Genomic DNA, 19,230 nt, shown 5'->3' with positions numbered 1-19,230 from the left:
TGGTCACTCGAGTCGTCATCGTCACTCGAGTCGCCGTCACAAGTCGGTTCGCCGTCGCTCGAGCCATCGTCACTCGTCTCTTCACCACTCGAGTCGTCGTCACAGACCGTCTCTCCGCCGACCGGCGCCGTTGACGAGTCGTTTTCTAACACCAATTCAAGCCGATCGGGAACCGACTCGAGGGGCGTCTCCTCGAGCACGACCGACGTTCCGCCGGCCGCCTCGATACCGCCATCGGTTCGCGGATCGTCGCCCACGTGGACCAGGTCGGTGACGTCGACCCCGAGCCGTCGCGCCGTCGTCTCGAAGATGTGCGGCGAGGGTTTGCGCCACCCACAGCCGACGCTCGTCACGACGGCGTCGAAGTCGTCGCGCTCGAGCGTCGAGCGAGCGAGTGTCCGCCCGACCAGTTCCGGGACGGCGCAGTTCGAGCAGACGGCCACGGGTCCGTGCTCGCGAGCGGCCTCGACCGCCCGACGGGCGCCGACCCGGGTCTCGACGTTGGGATCGAACGCGGCGACGACGGCCCGACGAACGACGTTCCCCGCCCCGGCCGCTCGCCACTCGACGCCGGCGCTCGAGAGCGCCCGGCCGACGTGGGCCGGCAGCGGCACCTCCGCGCCCTCGGGGGCATCGACGGTCGGGCGAGCGTAGCGCTCGGCCCAGTCGCCAGGGACCGCCACGCCGCGTTTCTCGAGTTCGGTCGCGACCGCCGTCGCCGGGTCCGCAGGGCGGTCGGCGGCGACGAGCGTGCCGAACAGGTCGAACGAAACTGCCACGTGCGTGTGACTGGTGCAAGTCAACTTGAGTTTCGCGGTCCGCGCCGACCACAGATTCGTCACTCGGAAGACTTTTTCCGCCGCCCCCTGATCGAATCTCATGCGAGCGAAAACGCGTCGATTGCTCGGCTCGATCCCCGCACTGATCGCCGTCGGGACGCTTCCGGTAGCGATTCTCGCCTGGTTTACGGTCGGCGTGTCAGCGGCCGTCGTTATCGTACTCTTCTGCTGGCTCGGCCTGCTGCCGCTGTCGGGGGTACTCATCGAGGAGGTCCTCGGAATCGACGGCGACCAGCACGACCCGGTGGTTGGCGAACGCCGACCTGCGAGCCCCGACAAATCGGCGGCAGACCCCGTCGAGGTCCTCCGGGAACGCTACGCCCGCGGCGAAATCGACGACGAGGCGTTCGAACGCGGCCTCGAGACGCTGCTCGAGAGCGAGGGGAGCGACCCCGAAACGATCCTCGAGCGCTGGCGGAATCGTTCGGACCCTGACGACCGAAAAATCGAGCGCGAAACGAGCTACCGCTAACGCCGTCGCTCGGCGCGTAGAGGGGCTCCCGCGAGGGAACAGGTTGCTGGCACGCGAACTGCTCCGGTACTGGATGACCTCGGGAGCCAGTTTCGTGTACGTGCTCGAGAACTAAAAGTGCTTCTCGATAATTCGGCCACGAACGGGTCGGTACCCGAGGTTTGCATCGCTGGTCGGGTCGAAACAATCGCCACGTCCCAATCCGCGCGACCGAAGCGCGGCCGTCGAGATTACTGGATCCGGGACAGCTTCTCCTCGATGACCTGCTGGAATCGGTGGTTCACGAAGACGTGCACGAACGAAACCGCGAGGAAGGCTGCGACGATCACGCCGGCGAGGGCCGAGAGCGGGATGGCCGAGATGCCGGGGACACCGAGGAGTCCAGCCGCGAGTACCACCGCGCCCACGACGCTCATGGTCGCGTACCACCGATCCCACCGCTCGCGACGGTGGGTGTCCGTGTCGAGGTACATGACCAGTAAATCTGCGTTGTCGGCCAGGGTGATGAGACCGCGATCCTGGTCGTAATCGACGATCCCCGCGTCGTCCATCTTCGGCAGATGCGTCTGGTAGAGGGCGACGTAGACTCGTTTTCGCTGATCGGAACTCAGCGCGTTGACGTCGGTGTCGTTCTCCCAGGCTGCGATCTGTTCGGCGAGTTCACCCAGCGTTACCGTCTCCTCGGCCTCGAGTAAGTACGCGAGTACCTCTCGCCGTCGTCGGTTTTTCAGCAACTCGAAGATGACGTCTTTCGAGAGCGTTTCGTCGGTATCGTTCGCCGTAACGGAGGTTATTTCCTCGGGAAGGGACGTATCGATGGAGGACATTACCGGCACCTCCCGCCGGGAACTCGACGCCCGAACGCGGCCGACCGCGCTCGAGTACCGCTCGATCGCACCAGACTCGACCGGCTTCGGAGTCGGGTACGAGTCGGTTCCGTCCACCGTAGTTGATCGTTTACTGCCACCACAGAGCCGCTCGGCTCCGCCGAGGGAGACCGCTGTCCCGGCGAAGGGATACTCGCAATCACGTTTGACACACCAGTTTCTACGCCAACGGTATCAGTCTTAAACGCGGTCACGTTTTGCATTGGTTGCGAAGCCGGTACGTCGCCGCTTCTCGCCGCGAGCGAGGGCCGTGGCGCCCATCGCTCGAGTCGGGCGAATCGCGACTCGCCCGACGCGCCGTTTATACCTGCGACGGGGGCTGTATCGAGCGCATACTGAGCCGACCGACCGCCGTTCCGCGGAGACGGGGGCCGCTCGAGACGCGCCCTGCAGGGCGATCGAAAACGGGCTAGCGAGGGCTCCTCGGGACCACGTTGGCCGGTACGTCCGTCCTCGACGAGCGGGTGGACTCTATCCAGCGACACGCGCGTCCTTCTCGAGAACCGACCGCTTAACGGTCGTGGTCGGTTCGTCGTCGAAGCCAACCGTTACTCCCCTCAGTCGTCACTTACCCAGCTGTAGCCACAGTCAGCATGCTCGTACGCGGCTGGAGTCACACCGGCGTATGGCCAGGGATGAACCAGCGTGTGGTTAGGTTGAACCGGCCTCTGGCCAGGGACGGTCCGACGTTCGATCCGCCGGTTCGGGGTGGCCATCGACCACGCTCACTGACGCACGTCGAGCGTCAACCTGCCGAAGGTGGCGCCGTAGCCGGCGGAAAGTCCCTGTTACTCTCGAAACCATGTGACCCCCTTACAAAGACGGCTGGGTTCTCACCGCCTACTAATGACGCGGTCCGTCACCGAACGCACACGACAGGAGTCACAGCGGACGAACAGCGGCCAGTGTCCGGATTGTGAGACGAACACGGTCGTGAGCGATCCCGACCGCGGCGAACTGGTCTGTCGGGAGTGCGGCCTCGTCCTGAGCGACGAACCCATCGACTACGGCCCCGAGTGGCGGGCGTTCAACGCCAAAGAACACGACCAGCTCTCTCGCGTCGGCGCCCCGCTCACCCAGTCGATGCACGACCGGGGACTCACGACCACCATCGACTGGCGCAATCGGGACGCGAACGGCCACACGATGTCGGCCGACAAGCACGGACAGCTCCACCGGCTTCGCGTCTGGCAGGAACGCATCCGCACGAAGAACGCCGGCGAACGAAACCTCAAGTACGCCCTCTCCGAGATCGACCGCATGGTGAGCGCCCTCGGCCTCCCCAACTCGGTCAAAGAGACCGCGAGCGTGATCTACCGACGAGCACTCGATCGGGACCTCATCCGTGGGCGCTCCATCGAGGGGGTCGCGACCTCGGCGCTGTACACCGCCTGCCGAGAGGAGGGCATTCCACGGAGTCTCGAGGAGGTGACGGCCGTCTCGCGGGTCGATCAGCGCGAGATCGGACGGACCTACCGCTACATCGCCGACGAACTGAACATCAACCTCGAGCCGACGAACCCGCGCCAGTTCGTTCCTCGATTCTGTTCCGAACTCGGCGTCGGCAAGGACGTCGAGTCGAAGGCGGTCGAGATCATCGACGCGACGACCGACCAGGGACTGCACTCGGGGAAGTCACCGACCGGGTTCGCCGCGGCGGCCATCTACGCCGCCGGACTCCTGTGTAACGAAACGATCCCCCAGCGAGCGGTCGCGGAGACCGCCCAGACGACCGTCGTCACCGTCAGGAACCGCTACCGGGAGCAACTCGACGCCATCGATCAGAGCGTCGAAGCCTAGTCGTTGCGGTCGTGGCGGTACTCGAGCGGGCGTTGTTTCGGTTCTAAAGTGGCCTGAAGACAGTTTGAAGCGACCAGGGAGTAGAGCGGCCGCGAGTTTTCGTCGACGCGACCACGTTGTATTTCACATTATCGAGCGTTCCTCTCCGCTGTAGACGTCCTCGTCGAGCAACGCGTGAAGCGAGTTGTACGGCACGAACGCGACGAACGCGTCGTCCTCGTCGAACAGTTCGACGCCCGTGTCCGTGTGTTCGTAGCGCGCACAGATGATCTGGCCTTCAGGCAGGATCGCGCGATACATGGGTTCGAATACGCCAGCACGCGGTAAAGCCGTTTGCCTCGACCGCTGAAACACCACAATCGTTATGTCGCCGTGTGCTAAAAATTGCGCTGGCGCATACCACCAACACCACCACCTACCGCTGTGCGCCCGGCTGCCACTGCAGCCGTTTTGTGCGGCCTGGACTACCCTACCCTCGAGCCGTGGCGCTCGAGCGAAATCGGTTTATCGCCGAGTCCGGTAGCCATTCCAGTGACTGACGACGAGACCGATGTGGTCGACGAGGCCCACGACGCCGACGCCAACGACCCCCACAACCCCGCCGGCGGGGATGGAGCGACGGATCCCGACGACTCCCACCCATCCCTCTCGCTCTCGGCGTTCCACGACGCCTGCCAGCGGGCCGGCCGCCCGCTGCTCACCGCGTCCGAACTCGCCAGACACCTCGAGCGACCCCACAGCGAGGTGACCGGCGACCTCGAGGCGCTCGCGGAGCGGGGCGACCTCGACCACCTGGCCGTCTCCAGGGACCCCGTGGTCTGGTTCCCGGCTGAACTCGAGGACCTGACCGAACGCGAGCGGGTGGTCGTCTTCCCGAAGCGACGCGAGATTATCGTCGACCGCCCGGACCAGTTCACCCGCGCACAGCTCTCCCAGTTCGCCCACCTCGCGGACGGCAACGGCGAGGGCGGCTACCGCTACGTCGTCCGCCCCGAAGACGTCTGGCAAGCCCCCCACGACTCGTTCACCGACTTGCAGCGAACGATGCGACAGGCCCTTAGCCAGCGTTCGGACGCGCTCGAGTCCTGGGTCGAGAGTCAGTGGGACCGCGCCCGCCAGTTTCGGCTCGTCACCCACCCCGATGGCTACACCGTGCTCAAGGCCCGAAGTGCGGAGATCATGGGCAACGTCGCCCGGCAGAAACTCGACGAGGAGCACGTCCACGCGCCGATTTCGGACACCGAGGACTGGGTCCGTGAGGGATCGGAGGCAGCCATCAAGCGGATCCTCTACGAGGCGGGCTACCCCGTTCGAGACGACCGCGACCTCGAGTCAGGAGACGCCCTCGACGTCGGCCTCGAGGTCTCCTTGCGGGAGTACCAGCGGACGTGGGTAGACCGCTTCCTCGAGGTCGGGTCGGGCGTCTACGTCGGCCCGCCGGGCAGCGGCAAGACGATCGCCGCGATCGCCACGATGGAGGAAGTCGGCGGCGAGACACTCGTATTAGTCCCCAGTCGCGACCTCGCTCGCCAGTGGGCCGAGACGGTGCTCGACGTCACGAGTCTGGAACCTGAGCAGGTCGGCCAGTACCACGGCGGCCGCAAGGAGATCCGCCCGGTGACCATCGCGACCTACCAGATCGCCGGGATGGACCGCCACCGCTCGCTCTTCGACGACCGCGAGTGGGGGCTGGTGGTGTTCGACGAGTGCCAGCACGTCCCCTCGGACGTCTACCGCCGGAGCACGCACCTCCAGTCGCGCCACCGCCTCGGCCTCTCGGCCTCGCCGCTCCGGGAGGACGACCGTGCCGCGGACATATTCACGCTGATTGGGCCGCCCATCGGCACCGACTGGGAGGCGCTGTTCGAGGCCGGCTTCGTCGCCGAGCCCGAACTCGAGATCCGGTACGTGCCGTGGGGCGACGACGAGCACCGAAACGCGTACGGCTCGGCGGAGGGCCGGGAGCGTTACCAGCTGGCGGCGACGAACCCTGGAAAAGTCGCCGAGGTGCGCTACCTCCTGGCGTCCCACCCTGGTTCCCGTGCGCTCGTCTTCGTCGACTACCTCGAGCAGGGCCGGGACCTCGCGTCGGCGCTCGACGCGCCGTTCCTCAGCGGCGAGACGCCCCACCTCGAGCGCCAGCGGCTCCTGGACTCGTTCCGCCACGACGAGATCGACACGCTCGTGCTCTCGCGGGTCGGCGACGAGGGGATCGACCTGCCGAGCGCCGATCTCGCCATCGTCGCGTCGGGGCTCGGTGGCTCGAGACGACAGGGAACCCAGCGAGCGGGCCGGACGATGCGGCCCGCTGGGGGTGCGCTGATGTACGTCCTGGCGACCCGCGGAACGCGCGAGGAGGAGTTCGCCCGCCGTCAGTTACAGCACCTCGGCCGACAGGGGCTGACGGTTCGCGAGGAGACGGTCGAGCGGGATCTCGAGGCGGAGTCCGATACGTCCTCCGAAGTCGCCGACGAATAGTTCTGACTGCGGCGTCGCCGGGGACCACGTCGCTCGAATCCGTACTCGAGCGCTTCCGCTGACTCTACGCTCGAGGCGCCACCTGCAGGTCGGCCTCCTCCTCGGCGTCCGCCTCGAGGTCGGTCTCGGCCTCGAGGTCGGTCTCGGCCTCGAGTTCGACCTCGACGGTCGCTACCTCCTCGACGGTCACGCCGACGCCCTCGTTCAACTCGCGTCTCACGACGGCCAGGTCCTCGCCGCGGTCGCCGACGAGAACAATTTGTGCCTCGAGCGTGACGGTCGTGTCGTTCAGGCCGGGTTCGAGGCCGCGAACAGTGGCGTCGTCGACGCGCTCGACGGCCGCAACTCGTTCGATGATTCGTGCGCCTGCGGTGACGAGGTCGCCGGTCGCGTTCACGGGAACGCGCACGGCGAGTTTCGCCACGACGGTCTGGTATCGTGCCATAGTCCCCCGCCGAGAGTCGAACTCGGGGGCGGTCGCACGTGCCCGAGAATCGGGGACGCTGACGACCGCGCGGTGTCCACCACCGGGGGAAACCGCGCGGTCCAGGCTCGCCGGCAGAACGGATGGAATCGACGGACCGACCCCCGACCTCGAGCGAGAGGGAATGAGGGAGTCGGAAACGCGTACAAACCGTCCGGCCGGGAGAATGGACCTACGCGGCGCGGACGGAGATTCCGTCGAGATTCGACGAAATCGGGGTCGGGTGACCGAGTGCCCGTCCACGACCCTTCGGTCCGGCAACGCCGGAGTCCATGGAGACGCCATAGCGTCCGGAGACGCCGGTGACGCCCCAGCCAGCGACGTCGACACACCGACCGGCGGTGCCGGCGGCGTCGGCGTCGGTGGCGACCCCCGCGTTGCCACTCGTCGGGGCGAACGCGGGAATCGGGTGGGTCGTGGTGGTCATGGTCGGTCGCGATCTGTGACGATCGGCTACCCGATACATCCGGGGGGAGTGACATAATCGTTTCCCAGGGTTGTGAATAGTTCACAATCATCAGACACGGTGAGTGTCGCCCGAGGCGAACCTTCAAGGGAACCCGAGGGCAGTGTGAACTATGCAACGTTCGCGCAGGCGAGACGGGGTGAGGAGACGGTGAGCGAGACGCGCGAGGTGACGGTTGGCGAGACGGCCGACGGGACCGACGTGAGGCTCCCCGTCGTTGAGTTGCTGACAGGCCGGGGGTTCGTTACCGGCAAATCCGGCTCCGGGAAGTCGAACACGGCGTCGGTGATCGCCGAGGAGCTCCTCGAGGCCGGCTTTCCACTGCTCATCGTCGACACCGACGGCGAGTACTACGGGCTGAAAGAGGAGTACGAGATGCTCCACGCGGGCGCCGACGAGGAGTGTGACATCCAGATCGGGCCCGAACACGCCGAGCAGATGGCCTCGCTGGCGCTCGAGGAGAACGTCCCCGTCATCCTCGACGTCTCTGGCTACCTGGACGAGGAGGAGGCTGACGAACTCCTGCGAGAGACCGCTCGACAGCTGTTCGTCAAGGAGAAGAAGCTCAAGAAACCCTTCTTGCTGGTGGTCGAGGAGGTCCACGAGTACATCCCCGAGGGCGGCGGCATGGGCGAGACCGGGCGACTGCTGATCAAGATCGGCAAGCGCGGGCGCAAGCACGGCCTCGGCATCCTGGGGATCAGTCAGCGTCCCGCCGACGTCAAGAAGGACTTCATCACGCAGGCGAACTGGCTCGTCTGGCACCGGCTCACCTGGGAGAACGACACCAACGTCGTCGGGCGGATCATCGACTCGGAGTACGCCGAACTCGTCTCGGAACTCGAGGACGGCCAGGCGTTCGTCCAGACCGACTGGATGGACGCGGGCGTCCGCAAGATCCAGTTCCGGCGCAAGCGCACCTTCGACGCCGGGGCGACGCCCGGTCTGGACGACTTCGAGCGTCCCGAACTCAAGTCGGTCTCCGACGCGCTCGTCGACGACCTCCAGACCATCTCCGAGCGCAAGGACCGCGAGGAGGACCGCATCGACGAACTCGAGAAGCGCCTCGACCGGAAAGACTCCAGGATCGAGACCCTCGAGGACGAACTCTCCTCTGCCCGAGACGTCTCCGAGGCCGCCCGGCAGATGGCCGATGCGCTCTCCCAGGCCGAACCCGTCCAGACGACGTTTCCGGAGACCGGCGGCGACATGCGCCGACTGCACGACGAACTGGTCGACCTCGAGGACCGCATCGAGGAACTCGAGTCCGAGCGCGAGGAACTCGAGGAGGAGAACGACGACCTCCGCGAGCGACTCGCAGCACGCAAACGGGAACTCGAGAACCGAGACGACGACCTCGAGCGTCTCGAGGCCGAGAACGCGGACCTCCGCGAGCGCTGTCACGAACTCGAGTTGTGGCTCGAGCCCGCGGATTCGGGTGGCGAAGCGGGAGCGAACGGAGGTAGTGAAGCGACGGCCGACGGTGGTGAGAACGCAGACGGGAAGGCGGAGGCGGAAGTGGAAGGTGAAGCGACGGACGGAACGGAGACGCCGATCCTCCACGCCGACGGCGACGACCTCACGTTCGGCTACACGCCCGTCGACGACGCGAGCGAGGACGACATCCTCGAGACCGGCACGGCGGACGACCCCGCGACGGGACCAGTCGACCTCGACATGATGGTTCCCGACGAACGCGACACCATCGAGGACCTGTTGGCCCTCGAGGAAATTTCGACCCGCGTCACGGCAGCCTGCGACGACTCCCGGTGTGACGAGCCGACCGCCCGGCGCGTCATCGAGACGGTCGCCATCGACGGGCCGCTCTCGACGACCGCGACGGCCGAGTCGGTCGGCCGCTCGCCCGTCGCCGTTCAGAGCCTCCTCTCGGAGCTTCGAACCCGCGACGTCGTCGACCGCCGCGCGGACGGCACCTACGTCCTCGAGCCGGGATTGCTCGACGCGCTCGGCGGAGGCGGTGGGGAGTCCACGCTCGAGGCGGACGCCGAGTGACCGGTATCTTCGGATAGGCCCTGCGATCGCGAGGAACGCATTGATATAGAAAGTATAGTTTAGCGTGATCGAGAATCACAAACACACAACCGAACAGATTTTTAAATACCGGAGAGTGATCCACGCATGAACGACAGCGACGTGGATGTCGACATCGATGCGGACGTCGACCACCTCGAGGCCGTCCTCGCCGCCGGTCTTGGAACGGAGGTGACCGGACTCGAGGTCGTCGCCGACGGCCTCAATCTGATTCTCGAGGTGTCGACCGGGGATGCCAGCGGCCCGTACGTGCTGCGAACGCCCACCAAGTTGCGAGACGCGGCGTACATGAACGACCTGCGACGGGAGTACGCGGTGATGGAGCGGCTTCGAGAGACCTCGGTTCCCGCGCCAGTTCCCGTTCTGTATTGTGACGACGAATCGATCTTCGGCGACCCGTTCTACCTGATGACCGTACTCGAGGGCGAACCGATTCCCCTCGGCGAGGACCTCCCCGAGCGCTTTCGGACGCCGCAGTCGCGAGAACGGGTGGCCGAGCAACTCGTCGAGACGCTCGCCGGCATCCACACGGTCGACTCGGAGCCGTTCGCGGACGTCTGTCACCGGCTGACGCCGCGAGCCCGCGTCGACCGCGCTGTGAAACGACTCGATGAGACACTCGAGGTGACGGGTCACGAGGTTCCGACACTCCGGTCGGTCGCCGAGTGGCTCCGAGAACACGCGCCGACGGAGACGAGGACGACGCTCGTTCACGGCGATTTCAGGCCGGGGAACGTGTGCTTCGCCGGTACGAACCGACCCGAAATCACTGGCGTCCTCGACTGGGAAACGGCCGCGCTCGGCGACCCGCTGGTCGACCTGGGCTACCTGCTGCTCCGGTGGCGAGACGCGAACGACTGGCGACCGTCGCTCGAGGCGCTCGAGGTGCGACACGGGGACGACCACGAAGGAGCACTCCAGCAATTGCGGCAGCAAAACGAGCGCGGCCTCAGCCCGTTCACGGCGAAGCCCGGCAGCCCCACTCGGCGAGACCTGGTCGCTCGCTACGAGGCGGCAACGGGGTTCGCGTTCGAGCACGATTGGTTCTACCGGGCGCTGGCAGCGTTCTCGCTCGCAGTGGTCTGGGAGGACCTCCATCGCGACCGACTCGAGGCCGGGGACGCGTCCAACTGGGCGCCCTACGTCGAGTACATGTCACTGATGGCGGACGGCATCGCTGACGGCGAATTTCTGCTGTAGCGGCGTCGGCGCTTCCGCATCCTCCAGAACGTACCGGCATCACCGGCTTTCGGATAGCGAGTGCTGGTTCGACTGTGGTCGCGGTAGTGATGTCGACCGCGAATGTGGCCGTCGCGATCGATCACGACGCTCGCGCGAGCGGCGCCAGACTCGAGGTCGTTCCATCAGTGTCGTCCTCGCTCGAGTTCGTGGCGTCCGTGTCGTTCGTTCCGTCGGGTTCGTCGCTCGAGGCCGAATCGGAGGTCGCCCCGGACGCCCCGTCGTCGGTCGTTTCCTCGATCACGTACTGCTGGCCGAGCATCGGGTCGAGCAACTCGTTGACCGCCGCCCGGTCGTCGGTGAGCACCGGTACGTCGTCAGTATTCGGTTCGGCCATGTAGTTCTCGATCTCCCCGGAGAGATCGATCGGGAGGTCGGTGTTCCGGTTTCGTGCCTGGAGCTCTGCTTCAGAGTAACGCGTGTCGTTCTTGGTCGCGATCACCTGGATGTTCTGGACGGCTCCGGTGTCAGACGTGCGAAAGCTGTACACCTGCGGGAAGACCTCGTTCATGGTCGCATATTCGGCGCGATAGAAATCCGAGGCCGGGCCGCTGGGCGCGGAGATGACGTTCGAGATGAGGACGCCGTCCTCGCTCAGGTGCTCGTCGACCAGTTGCATGAACTCGACGGTCGTCAACTCGAAGGGAACCTGATCGCGCTTGAACGCGTCCAGGACGATCACGTCGTAGGTCTCGTCGCTGTTCTGGAGGAACGATCTCCCGTCGACGGTGTGGGCCTGGAGGTCCGCTGATTGCTCGAGGCCGAAGTAGGTCTCGGCAGTGGCGGTCACCTCCTCGTCGATCTCGACGACGTCGATCTCGACGTCGTACTGGCGCTCGAAGTCCTGCGGCCCGGTGTATCCGCCACCTCCGATGAACAGCACTCGGTCGACCGATTCGGGACTCTCGGCCATGAGCATCGGTAAGTGAAAGTACCGCGTGTACTCGAAGACGTGCCGGTCGGGATCGCTCAGATCCCGCGCGCTGTGACGCGTGTCGTCGAGGTACAGCGTCCGGACGTCGCCGTTGTCGACCACCTCGAGTTGCTGGTGGGCCGTCTGAGTCTGGTAGACGACGTCTCCCCGAGGATCGAGCCCGATAGAGCTACTGGTGGCGGCGCCGACCAGCAGGAGCGAGACGACGGCGACGACGGCGAGCGTCCGCCTCGACGGCCGCGGGAGCGACACGACGACAGCGGTTCCGACGAGCACGAATCCAAAGAAGAGGCTGATCTGCGTAATCGACAACGACGGAATGAGGAGATACGTCGTCACGCCGGAGCCGACGATGCTCCCGATGGTTCCGAGCGCGTAGACGTGTCCGGAGGCCTCGCCGATTCCCTCCTTGGCCGACAGTTCCGCCGCGTAGGGGCTGATGAACCCGAGGAGGTACGTCGGTGGCCCGAAGAGGATGATGATCGACGGGAGCGAGGCGTACCGCGGCGAGAGCGGGATGGCCGCCGTAGCGTACAGCAACATGTCGCTCGTGTAGATGATGATCGCGATGTAAATCGCCGTAGCGAACAGCAACCACCGCATCTGACTGTTCGAGGCTCGCTCCGCCGCTCGCCCGCCCTGCCAGTAGCCCAGACTCAGTCCGGCCAGAAAGACCGTGAGCAGGCCGCCGACCGTGTAGATGTGACTCCCGAACTGCGGCGCGACGATGCGCAACGCGAGGATCTCGAGACCCATGCTGACGACGCCGGAGACGAAAACGGCGAGTTCGGGTTTCGAGAACCGCGTCGACTCGAGCGCCCGTGAAACGTCCATTAGCCGCCCAAAGTGGGTCCACCGACGAGTACCTGTTGGATCGATCGACGGCCTCAGTTTCGTTTCGGCATCGTCGAGTGACGGGTCGTCGCCTTCATGTCCGCCCGTTTCGACGGCGAGCGGGCGACGGTCGAGTACATCGTCCCGCGCCTGCGGCCGCTGCTCGAGTCGCCGAAGGGGCCGCCGTCGTCTCCGGTGCTCAGAAGGCCGTCGTCTTCGTCTTCGTCGTCGTCAGCCCCGTCTCCTTCATCGCCGTCCTCCTCGTCGGTTTCGTCTCCATTCGCCTCCTCGTCCACAGGATCTGCTTCGTCCTCGGCATCGGCCTCCTCGTCGTCACCGAGACCCGCCGCCTCGAGCCCCGCTTTGAGAGATTCGACTTCATCACCAAACCCGCCGACTGCATCCTTGAGGGCGGACGAAATGGAGTCCTCGAGGTCGCCGTCGCCGTCCGTTTCGTCGGCCTCGTCAGTTTCGTCGCTGTCAGTCTCGTCGGTGGCTTCCGCTGGTTCGCTATCGGACTCCGACGTGGATTCCTCGCTCTCGTCCGTCTCGTCTTCGTCCTTCTGGTCCGCTTCGCCCTCATCGTCAATCTCGTCTTCGCCCTTCTCCTTGTCCATCTCATCCTCGTCCGACTCGTCCTCGTCCGTCTCGTCTACAGCCGCTTCACCCCCCTCCTCGCCGGGTTCCTCGGCATCCGCGCTCGCATCGGTGTCGGCCTCGCTGGCCTCCTCGTCACCCGTCTCGACCGCGCCGCTCTTCTCGAGGAGGCCGTACAGATCCAGCACCGTCTCCTCGAGCGAGTCCGCGTCGGCCAGGTCGGAATTTGTATCTGTATCTGAATCTGATTCGGGATCCGCGAGCGAAGCTAACCGCTGGAGGGCCCGCAGCGTGGCGACCTGGCCGGGATCGCCGTTCGCAATCGCCTCCGGAAGCGACGACGGGGTGGAGCCGTCGGGAAGGGTATCCAGGCCGACGCGCTCGAGCAGCGACTGGACGTCGCCCTCCTCGACGAGTTCGTGTGCTTCCGCCGCGAGCGACGGCAGGTCGGTAGACGAAATCGGCTCCGGAAGGCCGTCCTGGGCGCCGCTTTCGAGGTCGGCCGTCAGTTCGAGCGCTCGGGCCTCGTCACCGTCGTCACCGCCGGCCTCATCGTCCGCATCGCTTTCGTCCCCCGCCTCGCGGATACCGAGGTCGTCGAGTGCCGCTCGAGCGTCGGTCAACAGTGTCGTGATTCGGTCGTCCGTTTCTGTAGTCATAGGTGGAACTCACCGCGCTGGTCGTGCTAATCAGGACTCCTCGTCGATCACGGCGTCGACGATCTGTTCGCGCATCTCATCGCCTTTGAGGTTCGCCTTCACGCCGACGTCCTTCGCGACCGACTGGAGGTCCCGATAGGAGAGCATCTCCAGGACGTCCTCGAGGGTCTCCCGGCGCAGGTCCTCGAGCGTGTCGAGGGAAGGTGGACCGTTCTCGACGATCGCTTCGGTGTCCGTCTCGGTCTCGGTCTCGCTCTCACTCTCGCTTTCGCTTTCTTCGTCCGTATCGGTCTCGTCACCCTCACCTGCGTCGGCCTCCCCGGTTTCGTCACCGGCTTCGTCCGCATCTTCTGCTTCGCCTACCGCTTCGCTGGCGGCGACCCGCTCGGCCAACCCCTCCTGGCCGAACTCCTCGAGCCAGGCGGCAATCGCGTTCCGGAGCGACACGACGAGTTCCTCGAGGAACGTCCGAAGGCTCAGGCCCTCCTCCATCGCGTCGGTGGCCGTCTCCTGGATCGCTCTGCCGAGGCGTTCGCCGATCGAGCGACCGAACCGCTCGCCGATTCGGGCGCCGGCGGCGGCGCCGATTTCGCCGGCCTCGACCTCGTCGCCGATGCCGTCCCCGTTGAGGACGGACTCGATGTCGACGTACTCGAGGGCTTCCTCGACGACGATTTCTTGCAGTGAGGGATCGTCGCTCATTCAGATCCCTCCGTGGGTGGCGCGACGACGATCGAGGCGCTTCTTTCGTCGATCCGCCTCGAGTGGCAGTTACCCTCGAGTCGTCCGTCGAGCGCGGAAGGGGCGTCACGACTCGTCATTTTCGTCAGTGTCGTCAGCGTCCTCGTTGTCTTCGCTATCCTCGTTACTCTCGCCGCCCTCACTGTCCTCGTCTGACTCGCCCTCCTCGCTGTCTTCGCTACTTTCGCTGTCTTCTCCGTCCTCACTGTCCTCGTCTGACTCGCCGCCTTCGTCATCGTCTTGGCCGTTCTCATCGTCGGCCGCCTCGTCCTCCGCTGACTCGTCACCGTCGTCCGTCTCCTCGGATTCCTCCTCGTCGCTCTCGAGGATCGAATCCACGAGGACGTCACCGAGCAATCGACCGACCTCCTTGCCGACCGTCCGGCCGACCGTCGCACCGATGAGACCGCCTAACTCGGGCCCGATCGGTTCCTCCGAGTCGAACTCGTCCTCGAGCGAGGTGCCCTCGAGCAGCGATTCGAAGTCGATGCCGTCGATGATCTCGTCCACGTCGACGCGTTGGGTCAGTGTGTCGTCGGTCATGCAGTAGCCTCCGCTTCCTGGTCTTGCTCCTGGTCCTGATCTTGGTCCTGATCCGGACTCTCCTCTTCACTATCCGATTCCTCGGCGCCCTCGTCGCCGTCACCTTCCGACGCGGCTTCCATCCGTTCGATCACCTGCTCGAGGACCGACCGGACGATCGTCGCGAGCACCTGCTCGATCGGCAGCGAGGAGACGGCTCGCTCGAGCGGGTTGCGAAGGGTGTCGACGATCGAACGGCCTAGTCCGCGGAACCAGTCGGCGATCGAGGAGAGGATGCCGCCCTCGCTTTCCTCGGCTTCTTCGGCTTCTTCGGCTTCCTCGTCACCGTCGCCCTCGCCCGAACTGATCCCGGGCAGGAGTCCGCCGAGCCGGTCCCGCAATCCGCCGAGGAGACCGGTCGCGGCGCTCTTGAGCCCGCCTGGGATCTTCCCGAGTGCGTTCGAGATACTCTCGAGCGGCGACCCCAGCCCATCGAGGAGGCCGGTCACCGACGATAACAGGTTACCGAGCAGATTGTTGTCGCCCGGTCGGGCCGAGACGTCGAGGGTCACTTCGTTCAGGTTCACCTCGAGACCGAGGACGTCAAGAAAGAGGCCGTCCAGGTCGAGGTGGGCGACGCCGGTGGCGTCCTCGCTCTCGTAGACCTCCTCGGCGTCGCGGTCGTGTTCTTCGCCGGGTTCCTCGCTCTCGTCTTCTGTTTCTTCCTCTTCCTCGCTCTCGTCTTCTGTTTCTTCCTCTTCCTCGCTCTCGTCGTCACCCTCGTCCGCTTCGTCGCCTTCACCGTCACCGTTCTCTGATTCTCCGTCGTCAGCCGAACCGTCCTGATCCTCGGAGTCGTCGGGTTCTCCCTCATCAGTTGCTTCGTCGGCGCTTTCGGACTCGTCCGCCGCGTCACTCGAGTCCTCGTCGTTTTCGGCGTTCGCGTCTTCGTCGTCGGAATCGGAAGAGCCGTCTGTCTCTGCCTCTACTTCGCCGCCGTCCGGCAGGAGCGTCCTGGGCTCGTCGCCTTCCTCGGCGACGGTGACGGCCGCCGGATCACGGCCGACGTCACCCCTCGAGGTCTCGCGCTCGGCGGACGGCCTGTCGTCTCGACTGTGTTTCTGGGCGACCATGATAGTATCCGTGAGGATATACAATGATCTCGCCCGTGTCGTTTGGCCTTGCGTGTGCTATCCGCCGATGGGGACGAGCGATAGAGGCGAGCACCGAACGATGGGGACGGGCGACGAGCGGTGGACGCCCCCTCGATCGTTACAGCATCCGACAGCGACGCAAGGTGAGCGAATCCGGTCGCTCGAGTCAACCTCGGCCCTAGCTGGTCGGTTCCTGCACGATCGCGAACCAGAAGTCCTCGATCGATCGGACGAACTGGAAGAAGTCGTCCGGGGTAACCGGTTTCTGGATGTAGTGGTCCGCGTCGACGTCCTGGGACTTGACGATGTCCTCTTCGGCGTCCGACCCCGTGAGGACGACGACCGGAATCTCGGCGAGCGCCGGCTCGTCGTTCAGTTCCGAGAGGATTTCCATCCCGCTTTTCCCCGGTAGCTGTGGCTCGAGCAAGACGAGGTCCGGACAGGCGTTCGATTCGTACTCCCCACGTCCGTGGAGAAAGTCGAGCGCGTCTTCGCCGTTAGTCACCGTGTACAGACGATTCGCGAGTTTCGCCTCGTGCAGTGATTCCGTGAAGAGTCGCGTATCCCCCGGGTTCGGTTCGACCAGCAGGATCGTGATTGGCTCCTCCGTCCCCGCTTCCTTCGCACTTATTGCGGAGGGTAGACGCCGAGACGGTATAACCCCTCGTTACTCGGGTGTGCCAACCGATTCTGGTCACGAGCAGGTGAGATCGATTCACATACCTCCTCTCGAGCCAGTGAACCTACCGAATCTTCTCGCCGAGTGCGGCGTCGCCGTGGGTCGTCAGCAGGTCCGCCTCCTCGCCAGCCGCGAGGATCATGCCGTTCGACTCGACGCCGAACAGTTCGGCGGGTTCCATGTTCGCCAGCAGGACGCACTTCGTTCCCGGCAGCGACTCGAGGTCGTGGAGTCGCTTGATCCCGGCGACGACCTGGCGGGTCTCGAAGCCGATGTCGACCTCGAGGCGAGCCAGGTCGTCGGCGCCTTCGACGCCCTCGGCGGCCTCGATCCGGCCAACGCGGATGTCCAGTTCCTGGAAGTCCTCGAAGCCGATTCGATCCTCGAGCAGGGGCTCGAGGTCGCTAGTGTCGGCGTCGGCGTCTGCTTTCGTGTCTGTGGTGTCAGCGTCGCTCATGTCGTCACCCCCGCGCTCGTCGGGTTCGTTACTTTCGGTTTTGGGTTCCTCGCCCTCGTCCGCATCCGCGTCTTCAGCGGCTGCCGCGATCTTCTTCTCGAGCGTCGCCTCGAGTTCCTCGACGCGCTCGTCCTCGATCTTCTCGAACAGTTCGCTGGGTTCCTCGAAGGTGCGCGGCGGCGCCTCGAGGGCGTCCTCGAGGTGGGCGTCCGTGACGGCGCCGTCCTCGCCGAGTTGCTCCCAGAGCGCCTGGGCCTTGCCGGGGGCGATCGGCTCGAGCAGGACGCCGACGGCCTTCGCGATCTGGACGCAGTCGCGGATAACCTGGGCCTGCTCGGGGTCGCCGTCCTCGAGCTTCCAGGGCTCGTTGCGCTGGATGTACTCGTTGCCGAACTGGGCGAGGCGGGTCGCGGCGAGGCCCGTTTCCCGGAGGGAGTAGTCGTTGACCGCCTCGCGGAACTCGCCGATGGCGCCCTCGATGCGCTCTTCGACTTCCCCGGATACGTCTGCCTCGGGCGTCCCCTCGAAATTGCGCTGGGCGAACAGCAGCGAGCGGTACCAGAAGTTGCCGATCGTCCCGACGAGCTCGCCGTTGACCTTCTCCTGGAACGCCGTCCAGGTGAAGTCGATGTCCTGCTGGAGGCCGCCGGTCGTCGTCAGGTAGTACCGCAGGAGGTCGGGATGGAAGCCCTCCTCGAGGTACTCTCTGGCCCAGATGGCGCGATTCCGGCTGGTCGAGAGCCCCTTGCCGTCGATGGTGATGAAGCCCGTCGCGGCCACCGCTCGGGGGGCGTTGTAGCCCGCGCCCTGGAGCATCGCCGGCCAGAAGACGGTGTGGTGCTGGATGATGTCTCGTCCGATGACGTGGACGATCTCCCCATCGTCCTTCCACACGCGCTCCCAGTCGTACTCGTCGCTCCCGACGCGTTCCGTGTACTGCTTCGTACTCGAGATGTACTCGATCGGTGCGTCGACCCAGACGTAGAGGACGATGTCTTCGGCACTACCATCGCCGATATCCGTCTCCGGATAGTCGATCCCCCACTCCATGTCGCGGGTGAGACACCAGTCCTGAAGTCCCTCCTCGATCCACTGGCGAGGCTGGTTGCGGGCGTTGTCGGTGCCCTCGAGGCCGTCCAGGAACGCCGTCAGGTAGTCGGCGAACTCCGAGACGCGGAAGAACTTGTGGGTGCGCTCGCGGTACTCCGCCGGATTACCCGTTCGGACGCTCGTCGGGTTCTCGATCTCGCCCGGCTCGAGGTGGCGCTGACAGCCCTCGTCGCACTCGTCGCCGCGGGCCTTCGCGCCGCAGTAGGGGCAGGTGCCCTCGACGTAGCGGTCGGGCAGGTAGTCGTCGGCTTTTGGGTCGTAGGCGACGAGCACCTCGTCCTCGTAGACGTACCCCTCCTCGTCTAACGTGCGAACGATCTCCTGGGTGAGCTCGACGTTCGTCTCGTCGTGGGTGTGACCGTAGTTGTCGAACTCGACGTCGAACTTCGGGAACGTCTCCTGGTACCGTTCGTGAAATCGCAGGGCGAACTCTTCGGGGTCGACGCCCTCCTTCTCGGCGGTGACGGCGATCGGCGTGCCGTGCATGTCCGAGCCGCTCACGTAGGCCGTCTCCTGACCCAGCGTCTCGAGGGCGCGGTTGAACGCGTCGGCGCCGATGTAGCCGCGGAGGTGGCCGATGTGCAGGTCGCCGTTGGCGTAGGGCAACCCGCAGGTCACCACCGCGGGGCGGTCCGTCGGGAAGTCGTCGTGGCTCATACTCGTCACCACTCGCCCGCGGGCGTAAAACCCGCCGGTTTTCGCCGCGCGGAGTGGGCAATTCCTGCCAGCTCGAGCGGTCGTCGAGGCAGTACCCGCGACCCGTGTCGACCCGGCCTCGAATCCTCTGAGGATTGAATCCGCTCGAGGAACGACCGCGAGACGACCG

General features: G+C 65.5%; 16 protein-coding genes and 1 pseudogene. 5 read left to right on the top strand and 12 right to left on the bottom strand.

The window, feature by feature from the left end; translation table 11 throughout:
• Positions 1–131 precede the first annotated feature (131 nt).
• Positions 132–779, bottom strand: a pseudogene (locus J1N60_RS08335) (HAD family hydrolase); the annotation flags it as partial.
• Positions 780–879: 100 nt separating this feature from the next.
• Here J1N60_RS08335 and J1N60_RS08330 point away from each other — a divergent pair.
• Complete coding sequence (locus J1N60_RS08330; RefSeq protein WP_312912204.1) at positions 880–1,311, top strand: SHOCT domain-containing protein; 432 nt, start codon at positions 880–882, stop codon at positions 1,309–1,311.
• Between the two features lie 230 nt (positions 1,312–1,541).
• On the opposite strand, the gene J1N60_RS08325 is transcribed toward J1N60_RS08330, so the two are convergent.
• Positions 1,542–2,138 (bottom strand): DUF7344 domain-containing protein, encoded by a 597-nt coding sequence (locus J1N60_RS08325; protein WP_312912202.1) that lies wholly within the window; start codon positions 2,136–2,138, stop codon positions 1,542–1,544.
• A gap of 906 nt (positions 2,139–3,044) precedes the next feature.
• Between J1N60_RS08325 and J1N60_RS08320 the strand changes: the two genes are divergently transcribed.
• On the top strand, positions 3,045–3,998 hold the full coding sequence (locus J1N60_RS08320; protein ID WP_312912200.1) for a transcription initiation factor IIB: 954 nt from the start codon (positions 3,045–3,047) through the stop codon (positions 3,996–3,998).
• Positions 3,999–4,121: 123 nt separating this feature from the next.
• Here the strand turns inward: J1N60_RS08320 and J1N60_RS08315 are convergent, their stop codons facing one another.
• Positions 4,122–4,298, bottom strand: coding sequence for a hypothetical protein (locus tag J1N60_RS08315; RefSeq protein WP_312912198.1), 177 nt, complete (start codon positions 4,296–4,298; stop codon positions 4,122–4,124).
• A 231-nt stretch (positions 4,299–4,529) separates the two neighbouring features.
• Between J1N60_RS08315 and J1N60_RS08310 the strand changes: the two genes are divergently transcribed.
• The gene (locus J1N60_RS08310) at positions 4,530–6,476 is read left to right on the top strand and encodes a DEAD/DEAH box helicase (protein WP_312912196.1); all 1,947 of its coding nucleotides are present in this window, start codon (positions 4,530–4,532) and stop codon (positions 6,474–6,476) included.
• A gap of 64 nt (positions 6,477–6,540) precedes the next feature.
• Here J1N60_RS08310 and J1N60_RS08305 read toward each other — a convergent pair whose 3' ends face one another.
• The gene (locus J1N60_RS08305; protein ID WP_312912195.1) at positions 6,541–6,921 is read right to left on the bottom strand and encodes a hypothetical protein; all 381 of its coding nucleotides are present in this window, start codon (positions 6,919–6,921) and stop codon (positions 6,541–6,543) included.
• Between the two features lie 211 nt (positions 6,922–7,132).
• Entirely contained in the window at positions 7,133–7,387 is a 255-nt protein-coding gene (locus J1N60_RS08300; RefSeq protein WP_312912193.1) for a hypothetical protein, read from the bottom strand.
• Positions 7,388–7,576: 189 nt separating this feature from the next.
• Here J1N60_RS08300 and J1N60_RS08295 point away from each other — a divergent pair, with 189 nt between their 5' ends.
• Positions 7,577–9,439 (top strand): ATP-binding protein, encoded by a 1,863-nt coding sequence (locus tag J1N60_RS08295; RefSeq protein WP_312912561.1) that lies wholly within the window; start codon positions 7,577–7,579, stop codon positions 9,437–9,439.
• Positions 9,440–9,565: 126 nt separating this feature from the next.
• Positions 9,566–10,678, top strand: coding sequence for a phosphotransferase family protein (locus J1N60_RS08290; RefSeq protein WP_312912191.1), 1,113 nt, complete (start codon positions 9,566–9,568; stop codon positions 10,676–10,678).
• A gap of 121 nt (positions 10,679–10,799) precedes the next feature.
• On the opposite strand, the gene J1N60_RS08285 is transcribed toward J1N60_RS08290, so the two are convergent.
• The 7 genes from J1N60_RS08285 to metG all read right to left on the bottom strand — a co-directional run bounded on the left by J1N60_RS08285 (position 10,800) and on the right by metG (position 19,061).
• Positions 10,800–12,485 carry a spermidine synthase gene (locus tag J1N60_RS08285; RefSeq protein WP_312912189.1) on the bottom strand — a complete coding sequence of 562 codons (1,686 nt, stop codon included), beginning with the start codon at positions 12,483–12,485 and terminating at the stop codon, positions 10,800–10,802.
• A gap of 53 nt (positions 12,486–12,538) precedes the next feature.
• Complete coding sequence (locus tag J1N60_RS08280) at positions 12,539–13,741, bottom strand: hypothetical protein (protein ID WP_312912188.1); 1,203 nt, start codon at positions 13,739–13,741, stop codon at positions 12,539–12,541.
• 30 nt (positions 13,742–13,771) lie between these two features.
• Positions 13,772–14,443: a hypothetical protein gene (locus J1N60_RS08275; RefSeq protein WP_312912186.1), complete on the bottom strand. Its 672-nt coding sequence runs from the start codon at positions 14,441–14,443 to the stop codon at positions 13,772–13,774.
• 105 nt (positions 14,444–14,548) lie between these two features.
• Positions 14,549–15,025 carry a hypothetical protein gene (locus J1N60_RS08270; protein WP_312912184.1) on the bottom strand — a complete coding sequence of 159 codons (477 nt, stop codon included), beginning with the start codon at positions 15,023–15,025 and terminating at the stop codon, positions 14,549–14,551.
• The gene (locus tag J1N60_RS08265; protein WP_312912182.1) at positions 15,022–16,161 is read right to left on the bottom strand and encodes a hypothetical protein; all 1,140 of its coding nucleotides are present in this window, start codon (positions 16,159–16,161) and stop codon (positions 15,022–15,024) included. Before J1N60_RS08265 ends, J1N60_RS08270 begins: the two co-directional genes overlap by 4 nt.
• A 175-nt stretch (positions 16,162–16,336) precedes the next feature.
• Positions 16,337–16,789 (bottom strand): response regulator, encoded by a 453-nt coding sequence (locus tag J1N60_RS08260; protein WP_312912560.1) that lies wholly within the window; start codon positions 16,787–16,789, stop codon positions 16,337–16,339.
• Between the two features lie 112 nt (positions 16,790–16,901).
• Complete coding sequence (metG, locus tag J1N60_RS08255) at positions 16,902–19,061, bottom strand: methionine--tRNA ligase (RefSeq protein WP_312912180.1); 2,160 nt, start codon at positions 19,059–19,061, stop codon at positions 16,902–16,904.
• Positions 19,062–19,230: the final 169 nt, after the last annotated feature.

This window comes from Natronosalvus caseinilyticus (genome assembly GCF_017357105.1).
GTDB classification, from domain to species: Archaea; Halobacteriota; Halobacteria; order Halobacteriales; family Natrialbaceae; genus Natronosalvus; species Natronosalvus caseinilyticus.
This window is presented reverse-complemented; position numbering and strand designations above follow the sequence as displayed.